Annotated in this window: 15 protein-coding genes; 8 read left to right on the plus strand and 7 right to left on the minus strand. The window is 64.6% G+C overall.

Going from position 1 to position 18,263, the window contains the following annotated elements:
* Positions 1-38: 38 nt before the first annotated feature.
* Both uraD and puuE read right to left on the minus strand, forming a co-directional pair.
* Entirely contained in the window at positions 39-536 is a 498-nt protein-coding gene (gene uraD, locus J2Y63_RS22035; protein ID WP_435267823.1) for a 2-oxo-4-hydroxy-4-carboxy-5-ureidoimidazoline decarboxylase, read from the minus strand.
* Positions 533-1,465 (minus strand): allantoinase PuuE, encoded by a 933-nt coding sequence (gene puuE / locus J2Y63_RS22040; RefSeq protein ID WP_435267824.1) that lies wholly within the window; start codon positions 1,463-1,465, stop codon positions 533-535. Before puuE ends, uraD begins: the two co-directional genes overlap by 4 nt.
* Before the next feature lie 82 nt (positions 1,466-1,547).
* Here puuE and J2Y63_RS22045 point away from each other — a divergent pair, with 82 nt between their 5' ends.
* A complete protein-coding gene (locus J2Y63_RS22045; protein ID WP_256117643.1) occupies positions 1,548-1,922 on the plus strand; it encodes a PRC-barrel domain-containing protein in 375 nt (124 codons plus the stop codon).
* Between the two features lie 7 nt (positions 1,923-1,929).
* Here J2Y63_RS22045 and J2Y63_RS22050 read toward each other — a convergent pair whose 3' ends face one another.
* On the minus strand, positions 1,930-3,108 hold the full coding sequence (locus J2Y63_RS22050) for an NAD(P)/FAD-dependent oxidoreductase (RefSeq protein ID WP_435267825.1): 1,179 nt from the start codon (positions 3,106-3,108) through the stop codon (positions 1,930-1,932).
* On the opposite strand from J2Y63_RS22050, the gene mnmD reads away from it, so the two are divergent.
* Entirely contained in the window at positions 3,107-3,829 is a 723-nt protein-coding gene (mnmD, locus tag J2Y63_RS22055) for a tRNA (5-methylaminomethyl-2-thiouridine)(34)-methyltransferase MnmD (protein ID WP_435267826.1), read from the plus strand. The genes J2Y63_RS22050 and mnmD overlap by 2 nt on opposite strands.
* Positions 3,830-3,833: 4 nt before the next feature.
* On the opposite strand, the gene J2Y63_RS22060 is transcribed toward mnmD, so the two are convergent.
* The gene (locus J2Y63_RS22060) at positions 3,834-7,493 is read right to left on the minus strand and encodes a PAS-domain containing protein (RefSeq protein WP_435267827.1); all 3,660 of its coding nucleotides are present in this window, start codon (positions 7,491-7,493) and stop codon (positions 3,834-3,836) included.
* Between the two features lie 225 nt (positions 7,494-7,718).
* Here J2Y63_RS22060 and J2Y63_RS22065 point away from each other — a divergent pair, with 225 nt between their 5' ends.
* Positions 7,719-9,320, plus strand: a complete 1,602-nt coding sequence (locus J2Y63_RS22065) for a trimethylamine methyltransferase family protein (protein ID WP_435267828.1) — start codon at positions 7,719-7,721, stop codon at positions 9,318-9,320.
* On the opposite strand, the gene J2Y63_RS22070 is transcribed toward J2Y63_RS22065, so the two are convergent.
* Positions 9,317-9,769: a host attachment protein gene (locus J2Y63_RS22070; RefSeq protein WP_435267829.1), complete on the minus strand. Its 453-nt coding sequence runs from the start codon at positions 9,767-9,769 to the stop codon at positions 9,317-9,319. The two genes, J2Y63_RS22065 and J2Y63_RS22070, sit on opposite strands and share 4 nt — an antisense overlap.
* 214 nt (positions 9,770-9,983) lie before the next feature.
* Between J2Y63_RS22070 and J2Y63_RS22075 the strand changes: the two genes are divergently transcribed.
* Together J2Y63_RS22075 and J2Y63_RS22080 are read left to right on the plus strand one after the other, a co-directional pair.
* Positions 9,984-11,084 (plus strand): DNA alkylation repair protein, encoded by a 1,101-nt coding sequence (locus tag J2Y63_RS22075; RefSeq protein WP_435267830.1) that lies wholly within the window; start codon positions 9,984-9,986, stop codon positions 11,082-11,084.
* A 356-nt stretch (positions 11,085-11,440) separates the two neighbouring features.
* A complete protein-coding gene (locus J2Y63_RS22080; RefSeq protein ID WP_256117656.1) occupies positions 11,441-12,862 on the plus strand; it encodes a DEAD/DEAH box helicase in 1,422 nt (473 codons plus the stop codon).
* A gap of 56 nt (positions 12,863-12,918) precedes the next feature.
* Here J2Y63_RS22080 and J2Y63_RS22085 read toward each other — a convergent pair whose 3' ends face one another.
* Positions 12,919-13,803: a DMT family transporter gene (locus J2Y63_RS22085; protein WP_435267831.1), complete on the minus strand. Its 885-nt coding sequence runs from the start codon at positions 13,801-13,803 to the stop codon at positions 12,919-12,921.
* A gap of 320 nt (positions 13,804-14,123) precedes the next feature.
* On the opposite strand from J2Y63_RS22085, the gene J2Y63_RS22090 reads away from it, so the two are divergent.
* From J2Y63_RS22090 to J2Y63_RS22100, 3 genes are read left to right on the plus strand one after another with little or no spacing between them, the layout of a single operon-like run.
* Complete coding sequence (locus J2Y63_RS22090; protein ID WP_435267832.1) at positions 14,124-15,533, plus strand: circularly permuted type 2 ATP-grasp protein; 1,410 nt, start codon at positions 14,124-14,126, stop codon at positions 15,531-15,533.
* A 5-nt stretch (positions 15,534-15,538) separates the two neighbouring features.
* Positions 15,539-16,480 carry an alpha-E domain-containing protein gene (locus tag J2Y63_RS22095; protein ID WP_256117659.1) on the plus strand — a complete coding sequence of 314 codons (942 nt, stop codon included), beginning with the start codon at positions 15,539-15,541 and terminating at the stop codon, positions 16,478-16,480.
* Between the two features lie 16 nt (positions 16,481-16,496).
* Complete coding sequence (locus J2Y63_RS22100; RefSeq protein ID WP_256117660.1) at positions 16,497-17,318, plus strand: transglutaminase family protein; 822 nt, start codon at positions 16,497-16,499, stop codon at positions 17,316-17,318.
* Between the two features lie 98 nt (positions 17,319-17,416).
* On the opposite strand, the gene J2Y63_RS22105 is transcribed toward J2Y63_RS22100, so the two are convergent.
* A complete protein-coding gene (locus J2Y63_RS22105; protein ID WP_435267833.1) occupies positions 17,417-18,115 on the minus strand; it encodes a polysaccharide biosynthesis GNAT family N-acetyltransferase UppQ in 699 nt (232 codons plus the stop codon).
* Positions 18,116-18,263: the final 148 nt, after the last annotated feature.

Below are 18,263 nucleotides of genomic sequence, written 5' to 3' on the forward strand. Positions count from 1 at the left end.
GGGGAGAGGAAGGGCGGTCATTCGGTCGTCGGGCATTGTCAATCTCCGGGGAGAGCAGCTTTCAATCTGAGGAGCGCGATGCGCTCCACCTGGGTTTTCGCGGTTTCGAATTCCTCGTCGGCCGTGTTGCCGACGCGGGCTTCAAAGGCCGCGAGAATATCGTCCTTGGTAAGCCCCTTTACCGCGATGATGAAGGGGAAACCGAATTTTTCCACATAGGCGGCGTTGAGCGCGGTGAAACGCGCATGTTCGTCCTGGCTCAGCCGGTCGAGGCCGGCGCCGGCCTGCTCCTTCCGGCTGTCCTCGGTGAGCCCGCCGGCAATCGCCAGCTTGCCGGCGAGGTCCGGATGGGCTTTCAGCACGCCGAGTTGTTCGGCCGCGCTTGCCTTGCGGAAGGCATCAGTGAGAGCGGCATGCACCCCGTCCGCCGTCAGCGGCGGCACGACGGCACCTGCATCGAGCGCCCGCTCGGCGATGAAGGGCGAGTGCTCGAAGACGCCGCCGAAACGGGCGAGGAAATCGGCGCGATCGATCATGCGCCTTTGCTCTTCGTCGGGTGGTAGTTCTCGATCCAGTGGTGCGCGATATCGATGCGGCGCGGGATCCACACCTTCTTGTGCTCCAGCACGTAATCCACGAAGCGGGCGAGCGCCGCGACACGGCCGGGGCGGCCGACCAGGCGGCAGTGCAGGCCGATATTGAGCATCTTCGGGCTACCCTCCTTGCCCTCCTGGTAGAGCACATCGAAGGCGTCCTTCAGGTAGTTGAAGAACTGGTCGCCGGCGTTGAAGCCCTGCGGCGTCGCAAAGCGCATGTCGTTCGTATCGAGCGTATAGGGGATGATCAGGAACGGCTGGCCGTCGAGGCCCGGCACGAAATAGGGCAGATCGTCGGCATAGGAATCAGAGGAATAGACGAAACCGCCCTCCTCCATGACGAGGCGCAGCGTGTTGGACGACGGCTTGCCCTGATACATGCCGAGCGGGTGGGAGCCGGTCAGTTCCTTGTGCAGGCGCACGGCTTCCAGGATGTGCTCGCGCTCCTTCTCCTCGGAAAAATCCTTGTATTCCAGCCAGCGGTAGCCGTGGCTGGCGATTTCCCAATCCGCTTCCTTCATGGCGGCGACGGCATCCGGGTTGCGCGCCATGGCGAGCGTCACGCCGTAGACGGTGACCGGCACGTTGCGGCTGGTGAAGAGGCGATGCAGCCGCCAGAAGCCGGCGCGCGAACCATATTCGTAGATCGATTCCATGTTGAGGTTGCGCTGGCCCTGCCAGGGCTGCGCGCCGACGATTTCCGAGAGCAGGGATTCCGACGCCGGATCATCGTCGAGGATGCAGCTTTCGCCACCCTCTTCGTAATTTACCACGAACTGCACGGCGATGCGTGCGTCGCCCGGCCAGCGCACCTTGGGCAGGTTGCGGCCATAGCCGATGAGGTCGCGCGCATAAGTCTTCTCGGTCATTCTGTCACCTCGGGAATGGGCATTGAGGAACCAATACCGCCTTGCGCCGTTTTCTGTCCATCACAACCAAGGAGAAACACCTATGGCTATGCAGGACGCAAACATTCGCGAAACCCAGGACCTGATTTCCAGCGACAAGGTCGAAGGCACCAGTGTCTACGGCGCCGACGGCAAGCATATCGGCTCGGTGGAACGCCTGATCCTCGACAAGCGCAGCGGGCACGTCTCCTATGCCGTGCTCAGCTTCGGCGGCTTCCTGGGCATCGGTCACGATCACTATCCGTTGCCCTGGGGCAAGCTCAACTATGACGAAGGCCTCGGCGGCTACCGCGTCGATGTGACGAAGGAACAGGTCGAAAAAGCGCCGCACTATGAAAGCGACGCGGAATACGACTGGAACCGCCGCAACGGCAAGGTGATCAGCGACTATTACGGCGTGCCGCCCTACTGGATGTAAGGTCGGACTAATCCCGTCCGGCCTCCTCCAGGTGGGTTGCGACGGTGAACGAGGGCGGTACGTCAAGCGTGCCGCCCTTGATTTCGTTGAGGACCTGGCGCGCCAGCGCATGCGCCATGCCGAAACTCACCTTGAAGCCGCCCGTCATCAGGCTGACATTCACATGATCCGGATGACGGCCGACCATCGGCTCCCGGCCGATCGCCTTGGGGCGCAGTCCCGCCCAGCGCTCGACGACAGGCGCCTCCGCCAGAACCGGCGCCATGCGCCGCGCCTTGTCGATGACGGTATCGAGAAGGCCGTCGGTTGCCAGCGGATCGGCAAAGCTGTTTTCGCTGGTGCTGCCGATGGCGACGAGGCCGTTTTCATGCGGCACGATGTAGAGGCCGTCGGCGAAAATCACCGGAAGTGCCGGATCGACAGCGGCCTTCAGCAGTGCCGCCTGCCCCTTAACAGCGGCGCCGATGGGCTTGGTGAGCGGCGGGTTGAGGGGCGCGAGCAATCCGAAGGTCTCGACGCCGGCGGCCAGAACGCAATGGCCGAAGCGCAGGCTTGTGCCGTCATCGAAGCGGGCAAGACCGGCGGCGGGCTCGATCGCCTCAACGCCGACGCCCTCTGCAATCGTGACATTCGGCAGAGTTTCGAGCGCCGCACGCAAGGCCGCCAGCAGGCTGCGCGGCGCAAGACGGGCGGCGAGGTGATCATGCACGAGCCCGTGCGCCATCGCCGCTTCGGCCGGCCAGCCGGCAACGGGGGCGGCGTCCAGCACTTCGAAAGAAAACGTACGGTCGGGAGTGTTCCAGACCGAAAGCGCATCCCGCGAATGGCCGAGTGCGATGTCGCGATTGTGCGGCTTCGGGAGCGGAATGAGGCGGCCGGAGCGGCGGTAGCCGGCGGAAAAACCCGTCTCGGCTTCGAGTTCGGCAATCTCCGTTTCGAGCGAGATGAGGGCGGCGAGCTGGAAGGCCTTCTTGGCGTTCCAGCGGTCCGGCAGATGCGGCATCAGCGCGCCGAGCACGCCACCGCTGGCACCCGCACCGATCGCCTTGCGATCGACGAGGCGTACGGAAAACCCGTCGCGGGCGGCGAAAAGCGCGGTCCACAGGCCCATGATCCCGCCGCCGACGACGAGCAGGTCCACGCCCGGTTGACCGGCGGCCTTCACGCGACTATCGGCATCCGTCATGGCTGAGCACGATCCTGAAAACGTCCCGCAAAACGAAGCGGTCCTCGACTGGCACAAGGGCGATATGCCCTATTCCCGGGCCTTTGACGACCACTTTTATTGCCGCAGCGAAGGCCGGCTGGAATGCGGCCACGTCTTCCTCGCCGGCAACGACCTGCCGCACCGCTGGCAGCGCGAAAAACCCTTCCGCATCGCCGAGCTCGGCTTCGGCACGGGTCTCAATCTCTGCGAGACCTGGCGGCAATGGCGGGACACGGCACCGGACGGCGCGAGCCTCTCCTTCACCTCCTTCGAGCGGTTCCCGATGGCGCGCGCCGATATCGACCGGGCGCTCTCGCACTGGCTGGAGATCGACCGCGAACGCGCCATCCTCACCGAAAACTGGCCGGAAACGCCGGCCGGCCGCATCGAGATCGACCTGGAACCTAACGTCCGCCTCACCGTCATCTGCGGCGCGGCCCTCGAAAGCCTCGGCCGGGAGGAGATGCCCTTCGACGCCTGGTATCTCGATGGTTTCGCACCGTCGCGCAATCCGGACATGTGGTCGGCCGAGCTGATGGCGGAGGTTTTTCGCCTGACCGCGCCGGGCGGGCGTTTCGCGACCTATGCAGCCGCGGGCTTCGTGCGACGCAACCTGGCGGCCGCGGGTTTCATAGTGGAGCGCCGTCCGGGCTTTGCCGGCAAACGTGAAATGCTCTGCGGGGAAAAGCCGGCGGCCTGAAGCCTCAGTGCAGGGTGCCGGTCGCGGCCTGCGTCTTGCCGCGCTTCAGCCAGCGGTCGAGCTTTTCTTCAAGCTTTTCGATGCTGATCGGCTTCGCCAGATAGTCGTCCATGCCGGCGGCAAGGCATTCCTCGCGGTCGCCATCGAGCACATGGGCGGTGACGGCGACGATCGGCACGCGATGGCCACTGCCGCTTTCGATCTCGCGGATCGCCCGGCTCGCCTGCAGGCCGTTCATGACAGGCATGGAAATATCCATCAGGATCATACGGGGGCGGACGGCACGAAAGACCGCGACAGCCTCTTCGCCATTGCCGACAAGCCGGAACTTCAGGCCCGAGGCGAGCAGCATCTGCGTGAAGAGGATCTGGTTGACCTCGTTGTCCTCGGCCACGAGCACGTCCAGCACCTCGCCCTCCGCAACGGCGGGAGCGGCCGGCGCCACAAGGGGGCGGAGCGGCAGGACCTTGCCCTCGGGCGCGGTTGCGGCCGGCCGGACACCGCGCGTCGCGCGCAGCACTTCCGAGACCGTCTCGCGCAACAGGTCGGCGCGGGCGGGCTTCATGAGATGAGCCTGGATATCCTGCGAGGACAGCAGCCTGTCCTCCGACGAAAGGTTCATGGAGGTGAGCACGATGACGGAGACATCGGCCGTCGCCGGGCTTTCCCTAAGCGCGCGGATGAAATCGGGCGCGTGGTCCGGCTGGTAATCGAGCAGGATGGCATCCACGGAAAGGCCCATGCCGGTCGCCGCGGCGAGCACGGCGAGCGCCTCGGTCTCGGAGGCCACGGCGGTCGCATCGAAACCCCAGTCCAGCAGCATGTCGTGCGAGGCCTTGCGGGAAAGATCATGCGCATCGACGACGAGGATGCGCGCGTCCGGCGTTTTCGCCGGCACGATGCGCGCCGGCAGCGAAGCGACCGCGAGCGTCATCGGCAGGCGCGCGGTGAAGACGGAGCCCTTGCCGACCTCACTCATCGCCTCCAGTGTGCCGCCGAAAAGCCGCGTCAGGCCATCGGTGATCGCAAGCCCGAGGCCGGTGCCCTCGTGGCGGCGGGTCGAGGAGGCATCGACCTGCGAGAACTTTTCGAAGATCGATTCCATCTTCTCGGTCGGGATGCCGGCACCGGTATCCTCGACGCGGATGACGATCTCGATGCCGCCATCGGCCTTCGTGTGGCATGCGAGGTCGATCAGCACATGGCCGCGATCGGTGAATTTGACGGCATTGCCGACGAGGTTGGTGACGATCTGGCGGAAGCGACCGGCATCCCCCATCACGGCGGCCGGCATATTGGCCGCACCGCGCACGACGAGCTCGATATCCTTCTCCGCGGCCTTGGCCGAAAGCAGCGTCGCTACGTCCTCGATCGCCTCGACAGGGTTGAAGGCGACATCGCGCAGCGTCATCTGGCCGGCGTCGATCTTCGAAAAATCGAGGATGTCGTTGATGATGGTCAGCAGCGCATTGCCGGACTTCACCATGATGTCGATGAAGGTTTTCTGCCGCGTATCGAGGTTCGACTTGGCGAGCAGCTCCGCCATGCCGAGCACGCCGTTCATCGGTGTGCGGATTTCATGGCTCATATTGGCCAGGAATTCCGACTTCGCCTTGTCGGCGGTCTCGGCGCGGGTGACGAGCTGGCGCAGCTCCTCCTCGCGGCTCTTGAGGTCGGTGATATCGGAGAAGACCATGACGGAGCGACCGCGGCCCGTCGGCGTCACATCGAGGCGCAGCCAGCGCTGATAGCCGCTGAACACCGTCAGCGAGGCCGGCTTGCCGGTGAAAAGAATGGTTCGGAACTTGCTCGCATCGACCGGCTCCTCGCCAACAAAGCCGGCGATCTTGCGGTCGATGCAGCTTTGCAGCACGTCCTTGACCAGTGCGCCCGGCTGCAACAGCTCGCGCGGCATGGCGATCATCGTGGCGAGCGCCTCGTTGGAGAGCACCACCCGGTCTTCCTCGATGATCAGCAGGCCCTGGCTCATGGAGGAGACCGCATCCTTGACGAGGCTGCCGACCTCTTCCAGCGCGCCGCGGGTTTCCAGCACCTCGCGTTCGCGCTCGCGCCGCTCGGTGATGTCGATATAGGTGAGCAGGCAGCGGCCGCCGGAAATAGCACAGCCCGCCTCGATCACGGTGCGGCCGTTGGCATAGGCGACTTCGCGCACCGGCATCTCGCCGGAGCGGATGCCGGACAGGCACTGTTCGTAGCCCCGGTCGCAATCGCCGTCCTCGCAGGTGCCGCCCTGCGCCTGCTGGAAGCGCAGGAGCACGCCGAGCGCCTCGCCCCTGACCGGCGGCAGCGCGCCGTCCCACAGGTCTTCGAAAGCGCCGTTCACCAGTTCGATGATGCCCGTCTCATCCACGACGACGATGCCGACGGGAAGCGAGGCGACGATGCTTTCGAGGTCGGAGCGCGCCGCCTCCGCCGCGCGCTGCGCCTCGATCAGCTGGTCCTCGCGCTTCTTCAGCACCGTCGTGTCGGTGATCGAGCCGATCGGGTAGCTCTTCTCGTCGAGCGTCGTAACACGGTAGAGTCGGGAGATCGTCGGCAGCGTGGAGCCGTCCGGACGCACATAATTGATCTCGGATTCGACGAGTTCGCCGGTATCGAGCACGAACTGGTTCTGCTCGTGGAATTCTTGCCCCTGTTCCGGGTACATTTCGAGCGTCGTCAGGCCGAGCAGCTGCTCCGGCTGCTTGCCGGTCATCTCGACATAGGCCCGGTTGGCGAAGATCATGCGCTGGCTCTCGTCGCGCATGAAGCTTGCGACCGGGAGCTCGTCGAGCAGCGCCCGGTAGAGGCTGATCTCCTGCGAATGCTGCTTCAGCCGCCCTTCGCTCTCCTTGAGCGCCGTCACGTCCAGCCGCAGCGCCACGAGCGCTCCATCCGGGCGGCGCTGCGTGACGAGGCGCATCCAGCCGCCCGCAAGACGCGCGACGGATTCGTAGACCGGCAGGTCGTAGCTTGCGAGCCGCGCGGCAACCCAGCGCTCGCGCTCCGCCGCGGGCGTGCGCCCCACTTCAATATCGTGCAGCGCCTCGGTGAGCGTCGTCAGGCTCACCGGCCCATCCGCAAGCTCGCCGACGAGCACCCGGTAGAATTCCCGCATGCTGCGGTTGGCATAGCTCAGCCGGTTGTCGGCATCGAAGACGGCAACACCCGCGCCGAGCGCATCGAGCGCGCCCTGAACGTGATCGGACGGGTGCTCCTGCCCGTCATCGTCGTAGACGGCAGCATTCGATGGCCGCACGGCATCGGCGTTCGCATTGGCAGCGGGGCGCAGCGTCATGGCGAGCGCCTCGATCGAGGGCGTGAAGAGGCCGACGAGGATCGACAGCGTGGGAGAGATGCGTTCGCGTTTCAACGCGATCTCGAAACTGCCGCCACCGAAGGGGTGGATGTAGCGGGCCCGTTCGGGATTGCCGAAAATCAAGCAGCGGCGTTCGGGATCGTCCCGGTCGCCGTGGCCGAGCGCTTCGCCGATCTCGTCGCTGCGAAGGCCGATCATCTCCGCGGCTGTATGGCCGAACAGGCGGGCATAGGCGTCGTTTACCGCCAGGTAGCGCAGCTCGCTGCTTTTGACGTAAGCCGGATGCGGGTGTTCGCGAACGCGCTCACAGGCCGCCACCAGCAATTCGTCTTGAGATTCAGCCACGCCAAGCGCTCCCCGAAGCGGGACGGAGGGAGAGATTCATACCCCTTGGGGAGTACCAGCAATCCTTGAACGGATGGTTAACCGTTCGTTGCCGGAAATCACTCATGGCGGCTGCAAGCGCCCTCTTATCCAAGAGAGCATTTCCCTGTCGCAAATGACGGGGGCATCGCACGGCGGGATATGCGACAAGAAGAAAAGACAAACCAGACCGGGGTTCTCTTGCACATGGGCGACGTGATCAAACTCGAAAATCACCTCGAACAACCGGAGGCCGAGGCCGCCGAAACACCCGTCGAACGCCGACGCCGAAGCGGCGGACGGGGTGCCGAGCGCAGCCGGCGCGCGCCGGCCAGCTCGAAATATCTCAATCTCGTCAACACGACCGCCAAGTCCACCGTGCTGTCCGAGGATGCGCTGGAGGCCGTGCACCAGGCCTCGCTGACCATCCTCGAAGAGATCGGCATGGACGTCATCCTGCCGGAAGCGCGCGAACGCATGAAGGCGGCCGGCGCCGACGTAACGCCAGGCACCGACCGCGTGCGCTTCGACCGCGGGCTCATCCTCGACATGATGGCGAGCGTGCCACCGGCCTTCACGCTGCATGCCCGCAACCCGATCCGCAACGTCGAGATCGGCGGCAACAATCTGGTCTTCGCGCAGATCGCCTCCGCCCCCTTCGTCGCCGATCGCGACGGCGGTAGGCGCGCCGGCAACCAGGAGGATTTCCGCAAGCTGGTGAAGCTCGCGCAGTCCTACGACATCATCCACACGACGGGCGGCTATCCTGTCGAACCGATCGACATCCACGCCTCGATCCGCCATCTCGACTGCCTGTCGGACATGGTGAAGCTGACCGACAAGGCGTTCCACGTCTATTCGCTGGGCAAGCAGCGCAACCTCGACGGCATCGAGATCGCCCGCATCGGCCGCGGCATTTCCATGGAGCAGATGGAGCGCGAACCCTCGCTGTTCACCATCATCAACACCTCTTCCCCGCTCCGCCTCGACGGGCCGATGTTGCAGGGCATCATCGAAATGTCCTCGCGCAACCAGGTCGTCGTGGTGACGCCGTTCACGCTCGCGGGCGCCATGGCGCCCGTGACGATCGCGGGCGCTGTCGTGCAGCAGAATGCGGAAGCGCTGGCCGGCATCGCCTTCACCCAGATGGTGCGCCGCGGCGCGCCGGTCATGTATGGCGGCTTCACCTCGAATGTCGACATGAAGACGGGCGCGCCCGCCTTCGGCACGCCGGAATATATGAAGGCGGTGGTGGCCGGCGGCCAGCTCGCCCGCAAATACAACATCCCCTACCGCACCTCGAACACCAATGCCTCGAATACGCTCGATGCGCAGGCGGCCTATGAATCCGCCTTCTCGCTCTGGGCGCTGACCCAGGGCGGCGGCAATTTCATCATGCATTCGGCGGGCTGGAGCGAGGGCGGCCTGACGGCTTCCTTCGAAAAATTCATCCTCGACGTCGACATGCTGCAAATGGTGGCGGAATATCTCCAGCCGCTCGATGTCAGCGACGATGCGCTCGGCCTCGATGCCGTGCGCGATGTCGGCCCTGGCGGGCATTTCTTCGGCACGCCGCACACGCTGGCGCGCTACGAGACCGCCTTCTACGCGCCGATCCTGTCGGACTGGCGCAATTTCGAGACCTGGACGGAAGCCGGCCGGCCGACCACCTACGACCATGCCAACCGGGTTTTCAAGGAAAAGCTCAACACCTATGAACGGCCGCCGCTCGACCCGGCGATCGAGGACGAACTGGATGCGTTCGTCGCCAGGCGCAAGGAAGAGGGCGGCGTTCCGACCGACTTTTAAGCGTCGAACATGATGGAGCGGACGGAGGAGATCAGTTTCTCCGTCGGCAGGTTGGAAAAGTTCTTGTCGATCTCGGCCATGGTCAGCGTGCGGGATTTATCCGAAAGCTTGTTGCGCAAATCCCCCAGCGTCTGCGGTGCCGCGCACACGACAAGACGGTCGAAGGCGCCTTCGGCGGCGTAGTCGTCGATCCGGCCCGCGACTTCGGCGGTGAATTTCTGCTGTTCTTCCCGCACCGGGTCGCTCGAATATTCCATGGCGGAGCGGCCGGGGCCGACCGACGAGTGGCTGCGACCGGGCTTGTCGGTCATGATGTCCTGCGCCTTCTTCGTCTCAGAGCGATAGACTTCCTGCTCCGGGCTCTGTTGGCCATCCTTCAGCAGGTTTACCCCCTTGAGCAAGCGGGCCTGATTGCCATCGGCGGCGAGAATCCAGGTCGTAGCGGTCATGTTTCACTCCCGTAGCGAGGTTCATGGATAGGCAGACGAATCTGCGTAGGAAAGCATCCTGCAAGATTGTGGCCAGGATGCGCATTGACCCAACGCAAGAGGTCCGCCGCATGTTCCGGGTGGCTCGCGGCACGAAGCTGTTGGAAAGGCGAAGGTACCCCTATCGCCGTGCCTTAGAGGCCCGCTAGGGTGCCCGAAACGACAGGAGAAGACCGTGGCCGAACCGCTGAAGAACCTGCTGCATCCCGGCCTGGTGAAGGACATGGCGGGCCACATTTCCCGCCACGCGCCGGATTTCGACGCCGCCCGCTTCACGCGCCTGGCAACCGACGGCATGGCCGCGCTGGAGCTGATGCAGCGCGCGGAGCGTATCAAGGATGCGCTGGCCGAGACGCTGCCCACGGACTATGACGCCGCGGCGGATATCCTGCGCAAGGCGCTGCCGCAGGATGGCAATCCCGGCCTGAGCGGCTGGGCGCTGCTGCCGGTCAACCAGTTTGCCGCCCAGCATGGTCTCCAGCATTTCGACCTGTCGCTCGCGCTCCTCAAGGCGCTGACGCCGCATTTCACCGCGGAGTTCGGCATCCGCCGCTTCATCCATGCCGAACAGGACCGGGCGCTCGCGGAAATTTCCGGCTGGACGACCGATCCCAACCACCATGTTCGCCGGCTTGCCAGCGAGGGCACCCGCCCGCGCCTGCCCTGGGCGATGCGCCTGCCGGCACTCGTCAAGGACCCGCAGCCGATCCTGCCGATCCTCGTTGCCCTGCTGGACGATCCGGAGGACTATGTGCGCCGCTCCGTCGCCAACAGCCTCAACGACATCGCCAAGGACCACCCTGCCCTCGTCACCGATTTCGTCGAGCGGCATATCGCCGGCGCCTCGGCCGAGCGGCGGCAATTGTTGCGCCATGCCTCGCGCACCCTGCTCAAGAAGGGCGACGCGAAGGCGCTCGCCAATTTCGGTTTCGCAGCCGCCAAGGGCATAGAAGCCACGCTGGCGCTCGCCACACCGGTCGTCGACTTCGGCGACAAGCTCGGCTTCTCGATCGTCGTGACGAATGCCGAGGCCGCGCCGCAGCGGCTGATGATCGACTACGCGATCCACCATGTGAAGGCGAACGGCACGCTGGCGCCGAAGGTCTTCAAGTGGAAGCAGCTCGACCTGCCGGCCGGAGGCAGCCAGAGTATCGCCAAGGACCACGCGATCCGGGCGATCACCACCAGGCGCTACTACCCCGGTGCGCACCGTATCGAGATCCTGATCAACGGCGCGATCTGCGCCTCTGCCGACTTCGATCTGCGCATGGCGTGAGGCCGGTCTTTTCGCACCTGCGAAAAACTAGGGCTTGACTTTCCGACGCAAAACAACGACATGAGCCCCAGCGTCGCCCTTCGGCCGCCGCGTGAGCGAGCCAAAGATGTCCCGATATCGGGATGCTGAGAAGGACTAGCGCAAGAGAACGATCCGCCTCCCATTTGCGGATGCCTGCGCAGACGACTACCCAACCAACCCACAAGTTCCCAATTCACGCGGGGTTCTTGACGCCAGACGAAACCGGAAGCGCATGGTGCGATTCCGGTCCAAAGCAGTTCGAGCAAAAGTGTGACGCGGTTTGCGTCCCGGACTGCCTATGGAAAAGTCGTTTGGCGCCCCGAAAGGTATTTGACTTGACCACTTTCCACGACCTCGGCCTCTCGAAGACCATCGTCGACACGCTCACCACGCTCGGTTTTGAAAAAGCGACGCCGATCCAGGAAAAGGCCATCCCGCTCGTCATGGAAGGCTCGGACCTGATCGGCCTCGCCCAGACCGGCACCGGCAAGACGGCCGCCTTCGGCCTGCCGATGATCGAAAAGCTTCTCGCCGACACCCGTCGTCCCGACCCGCGCAACATCCGCGCCCTCATTCTCGCGCCGACTCGCGAGCTGGTGAACCAGATCGCCGACAACCTGCGCGACTTCGTTAAGAAGACCCCGCTGCGCGTCGTCACCGTCGTCGGTGGCGCTTCCATCAACAAGCAGTCGGAAATGCTTTCCCGCGGCACCGACATCCTCGTCGCCACGCCCGGCCGCCTGCTCGATCTCGTCAACCGCAAGGCCGTGACGCTGACCCAGGCGCGCTACCTCGTGCTCGACGAAGCCGACCAGATGCTCGACCTCGGCTTCATCCATGATCTGCGCAAGATCTCCAAGATGGTGCCGAAGAACCGCCAGACGCTGCTCTTCTCGGCCACCATGCCGAAGCTGATCGGCGAACTTGCCGGCGAATATCTCGTCAACCCGAAGAAGGTCGAAGTCACGCCCCCCGGCAAAGCTGCCGACAAGGTGGAACAGTATGTCCACCACGTTCCGGGCAAGGACCAGAAGGCGCAGATCCTGCGCAAGACGCTCACCGACAATCCAGACGGCCTGTCGCTCGTCTTCTCGCGCACCAAGCATGGCGCCGAGAAGCTGATGAAGCATCTCGACCACATCGGCTTCAAGGCCGCCTCCATCCACGGCAACAAGAGCCAGGGCCAGCGCGAGCGCGCCCTCAAGGCCTTCCGTGACGGCGAGATCCGCGTGCTGGTCGCCACCGACGTCGCTGCCCGCGGCATCGACATTCCAGGCGTCACCCACGTCTACAACTACGACCTGCCGGAAGTACCGGACGCCTATGTCCACCGTATCGGCCGCACGGCCCGCAACGGCCGCGACGGCATCGCCATCGCCTTCTGCACGCCGGACGAAGCGCACCTGCTGCGCGATATCGAAAAGCTGATGGGCATCCAGATCACCGTCGCAAGCGGTGAAGCGCCTGCCGTCATCACCGCAGGTCCCGGCGGCAAGTCGCGCAAGCCCCGCTCGGGCAGCGGCCATCGCGCCAGCCAGGGTCGTGCAGGCCAGCGTCCGGCGCGCAAGCCGTTCGGCGAAGGTGCGCAGGCCGACGGTGGCGCACCCGCAGCCGGCAAGCGCGCGCATGGCAACCGCCCGCCGCAGAAGCAGGGCGAGCGCCAGAACCGCAACCACGGCGCCGGCAACGGCCAGGGCCGCCCGAACCAGAGCGGCAAGCCGCGCCGTTCGGAAGGTCAGCGCCGCGAACAGGCGTAAGCTACAGCGTTAGGAAATGAGGAAACGGCGGGCTTCGGCCCGCCGTTTTCGTTTGTTCACTCCGCGGGCGCGGGGTCCTTGCGGTTGGTGAGGTAGACGCCCGCCACGACGATCAGCGTGCCCAGGATCATCGGGATCGTCAGTTCCTCGCCGAAGATGGCGGCGGCCTGGAGGGCGGCGATCGGCGGCACGAGATAGATGAGGGACGCCGCGCGCGAAACCTGGCCGCGGCGCAGCAGGTAGAGCAGCAGCAGGACCGCCCCCATCGAGATGCCGAGCACCGACCAGGCGAGTGCCGCGACGAACGCCCAGCCGAAATCGACATGCAGGCTTTCCAGGCCCAGCGCAAGCGGCACGGTGACGATCAAGGCCCCGGCATATTGCAGGGTTGCGATCGCCCGGATGTCCCCCGTTGGCAGATATTGCTTCTGGTAGATGGTGCCATAGGTGACGGCGGCCATGCCGAGCATGTTGATGACAAGCGCGAAAGCCGGGATTTCCGCGGCCCCCTGGCCGAAGAATTTCGGCAGCACCGCGAGCAGGACGCCGAGGAAGCCGAGACAGAGGCCCGCCTTCTGCGTGCCGCTCAGCCGCTCGCCGATGAAATAGGGCGCGGCCAAAGCCGTCATCAGCGGCTGGAGTGCGGCAATGATGGAGGAGAGCGCCGCCGGCACGCCCTCCCCGATCGCCCACCAGACCGCCCCCAGATAGAGTCCGTGCAGGAAGGCGCCGGAGACCACGGCATGCACGATGGTGCGCCTGTCGCGCGGCCAGGCGACGCCGGAGATGACGCACAGCCCGCCGAAGAGAATTGCGGCGGCGATATAGCGGATGCTGAGAAATGTCAGCGGCTCGGAAACGATGGCGCCGAACTTCGCGACGACCCAGCCGGTCGACCAGAGCAGGACGAAGATGGCCGGAGCCAGGCGATCAAGGGACATGGGACTTCCGGCAGAAGGACAATCGGTGGGCGAGCGATAGGCGCCGCCCCCGTGATGGTCAAAGGAATTTCCTTGATGATTAGGTTCAACGAAAGGCGCGACGGTGCAGCTTTTCGGCATCTGCCCATGTTTTCGGCACATCGCACGCAGGACGCCGGCGCTGGTAATGCATCGGCCGGTTCGTTCCCACTGGAAAACCGTCCTGCCGGCCGGTTTAGCCCTGCTCAAAGCGGTGTGAGAATTCTTCAGCGCTAATTGAGCATGGTTCTTGCATTGCCCCTGATGTTGTACTCAAATGGCGAAAAATAGGGAACACGCCTTTGGCATTTGACGAAATGATGAGCGCGGACTCCAACCCGCGGCAGCCATATGAAAACTACCATGACTGGTACGAGGGGCAGGATCGGGCTCGCCTGATTGCCAAATCGAGGGACGCCGAAAACCTCTTTCGAAAAACCGGCATCACCTTCGCGGTCTACGGACACGAAGACAGTTCTGAAAAACTCATTCCCTTCGACATCATCCCCCGCATCATTTCCGGCCGAGAATGGCGCAGGCTCGCCCAGGGCATCGAACAGCGGGTCATCGCCCTCAACGCCTTCCTCGACGATATTTACCACAAGCAGGAGATCATCAAGGCGGGCCGCGTGCCGCGCGAGCTGATCGAGCGCAACGTCGCCTTCCTGCCGCAGATGATCGGCTTCAAGCCGCCGGGCGGCGTCTATACCCACATCGTCGGCACCGATATCGTGCGCACCGGCGAAGACCAGTTCTACGTGTTGGAAGACAATGCCCGCACGCCCTCCGGCGTCAGCTACATGCTGGAAAACCGGGAAACCATGATGCAGATGTTCCCGGAGCTGTTCCACCTGAACAAGGTGCGCCCGGTGGAAGACTATCCGAAGACCCTGCGCCAGAGCCTCGCTTCCCTCGCGCCGCCCGGCTGTTCCGGCAAGCCGCGCATCGCCGTGCTGACCCCCGGCATCTTCAATTCCGCCTATTACGAACATTCCTTCCTCGCCGACATGATGGGCGTGGAGCTGGTCGAGGGCTCGGACCTGCGCGTCGTCGATGGCACGGTGAAGATGCGCACGACCCGCGGCTACGAAGCGATCGACGTGCTCTACCGCCGCGTCGACGACGATTTCCTCGACCCCCTCACCTTCCGGCCGGATTCCGCACTCGGCATCCCCGGCATCATGGACGTCTACAAGGCCGGCAACATCACGATCGCCAATGCGCCGGGCACCGGAATTTGCGACGACAAGGCCATCTATTCCTACATGCCGGAGATCGTGGAGTTCTACACGGGCCGCAAGGCGCTGCTCGAAAACGTGCCGACCTGGCGCTGCTCGGAAGAAGACAGCCTGAAATACGTGCTCGAACATCTCGAAGAGCTCGTCGTCAAGGAGGTGCACGGCTCGGGCGGCTACGGCATGCTCGTCGGCCCGACCGCCTCGAAGAAGGAATGCGCGGCCTTTGCCGAAAAGCTGAAGGCCCGGCCGTCCAACTACATCGCGCAGCCGACGCTGTCGCTCTCCACAGTCCCCATCCTCGTCAACAAGGGCATCGCGCCCCGGCACGTCGACCTCCGGCCCTACGTGCTCGTTTCCGACAAGGTGAAGATCATTCCGGGCGGGTTGACCCGCGTGGCGCTGAAAGAAGGCTCGCTGGTGGTGAACTCCAGCCAGGGCGGCGGCACGAAGGACACCTGGGTACTGGAGGACTGACGCCGATGCTGGGAAGAACTGCAAACGGCCTATACTGGATGTTCCGCTACATCGAGCGGGGCGAAAACATTGCCCGCCTCATCGATGCGGGCCTGCGCATGGCGCTGACGCGCAGCGGCTCCAGCGACGAGGACTGGGACGGCGTGCTGCAAAGTGCCGGCGTGCGCGAGGATTTCGACGAGGTGCACGGCAAGCTCACGGGCGCCGACGCCATCGACTACCTGCTGCGCGACCCCGCCAACCCGTCGAGCGTGATGTCCTGCATTGAATCGGCGCGCAACAATGCCCGCATGGTGCGGACGGCGCTGACGCGGGAAACCTGGGAAGCAACCAACGAGTGCTGGATCGAGCTGAAGCTGGCGCTCTCCAAACGCGTAAAGCCCGCCGACATGCCGGAGGTGATCGGTACGATCAAGCGGTGCACCGCCCTCATCCGCGGTGCCTTCCACGGCACCATGCTGCGCGACGACATCTACAATTTCTCGCGCATCGGCACATTCATCGAGCGGGCGGACAACACCGCGCGCATCCTCGACGTGAAGTATTACGTGCTCCTGCCGGCGATCGCCAAGGTCGGTTCCTCGCTCGACAACATGCAGTGGGAATCGATCCTGCGCTCGGTCTCGGCGCACCGCTCCTACAGCTGGGTCTATGACGGCGACTATTCCGCGACCAACATCTCGGATTTCCTGATCCTCAACGACCGCATGCCGCGCTCGCTCGCCTATAGCTACGACAAGATCGTCAGCAATCTCGGTTATCTCGCGAAGCTGTACGGCGACAACCACGCGGCGCACGAGACGGCCTCCGCCACGCTGATGCTTCTCAGGAGCCGCAACATCGACGACATCATGGAACAGGGTCTCCATGAATTCATCGAGGAGTTCATCGTGCACAACAACCGCCTCGGAGAGGAAATCTCCGAAGGCTACCGCTTCTACCGATAGGCTGACGGGGCAACCAATGCGACTGAAGATCAGCCACACGACGGAATATCACTATGACGACCCGGTGCAGTATTCGCTGCAACGGCTGCGGCTGACGCCCAAGACCCAGCCCGGCCAACGCGTGCGCGACTGGAAGACGACGGTGCACGGCGCCCGCCTGGAGGCCGGCTACACCGATCACTTCGGCAACCATGTCGACCTCGTCAGCACCAATGCCGAGCAGGTGACGATCCGCATCGTCGCCGAGGGCGAGGTGGAGACGGAGGACCGCGCCGGCGTCTTCGGCCCGCACCAAGGGTTCGTGCCGCTCTGGCTGTATCTGCGCGAAACGCCGCTGACCAAGCCCGGCGCGCTGATCCATGAACTGGCCAAGGCCGCCAGCGGCGAAAACGAACTGGCGCGCATGCACGCGCTCATGGAAGCGATCCACGAGGCCGTCGCCTACAAGCCGGGCGAAACCGCCTCCGACACCACGGCCGAAGAGGCGCTGGAGAAGAAGCAGGGTGTCTGCCAGGACCACGCGCATATCTTCATCTCCGCCGCGCGTTCGCTCGGCCTGCCGGCCCGCTATATTTCCGGCTACCTGCTGATGGAAACGCCCGAGCAGACAGCGAGCCACGCCTGGGCGGAGGTGCACCTGCAGGGGCTCGGCTGGGTCGGCTTCGATGCCGCCAACAAGATCTGCCCGGACGCACGCTATGTCCGCCTGTCCAGCGGCCTCGACTATACCGACGCCGCCCCCATTTCCGGCATGGTGGTGGGCACGGCGGCGGAAACGATGAGCGTTGCCATCACGGTGGAAACGTCCGGCCAGAGCCAATCGCAAAGCCAGAGCTGACGGCAGTTGAATCAGGATTCCCAAAGGGCGCCGTAACGCCCTGAATCTGCTGCACAAGCCCTCAAATCGAATCCGCTTTAAGGGCTTGTGCAATCGCTTTAACGCGACGCCGTTTCGAGCAGGCGGCAGAGTTTCACGAGGGCGGCATCATAACCGCCGCTGTCAACGCCGCGACAGCGCTTGATGAGCTGCATGCGATCGTTGCCGGAAAGCCGTGAGAATTCGCGAACGACCGTGCGGTCATCCGGGTCGCCGCGCCGGTCGTCATCGCCGAGCGAGCGCGGCTCGCGGCGGTCCGGCCGGCCGAGCACGTCGTCGTCGCCGAGGCTGACATCCACATCGGCATCCAGCAGGCCGCGGCCGCCGACCGTGGCACCGACATCCGCCGCAAGGCCATCCCGCCCGCCAACGGTCGCCCGCACGTCCGCATCCGCAAGGCCGCGCGATCCGCCGACATTGGCCCTGACGCCGGCATTCACGCCATCGCGCCCGCCGAGGCCGGCCTTCACATCCGCATCGGCAAGCCCGCGGGCACCGCCGACATTCGCCTTGGCATCGGCCTTCAGGCCATTCCTGCCACCGACCCGCGCGCCGACATTGGCATCGGCAAGACCCTTGCTACCGCCGACCCGGGCATCGACGCCGGCCCGGACGCTACCGAGGCTCACGCCAACACCCACGCCGAGGCCGCCCCGATTGCCGCGATCGGCCGCGTGAACCGGCACGGCAAGAACCGCCGCGACCAGCACAGCCGCAGAGAGTTTTGGAATCGATACACCGTCTGATGCTCTGAACATGGAAACCTCCCATTCAGCGACCGACCCGGGAGTGGACCGGTATCGTGAAATGGAAGGGGAAGACGACCTCCGCGGTTCCTCGCGCAGGACGGCAGGTGGCTGCAAAGGAAAAGGAAAGGTTGCATTCGGCCAGCGAAGTGGGCCAATC

The organism is Shinella sp. BE166, assembly GCF_051201095.1.
Lineage (GTDB): Bacteria > Pseudomonadota > Alphaproteobacteria > Rhizobiales > Rhizobiaceae > Shinella > Shinella lacus.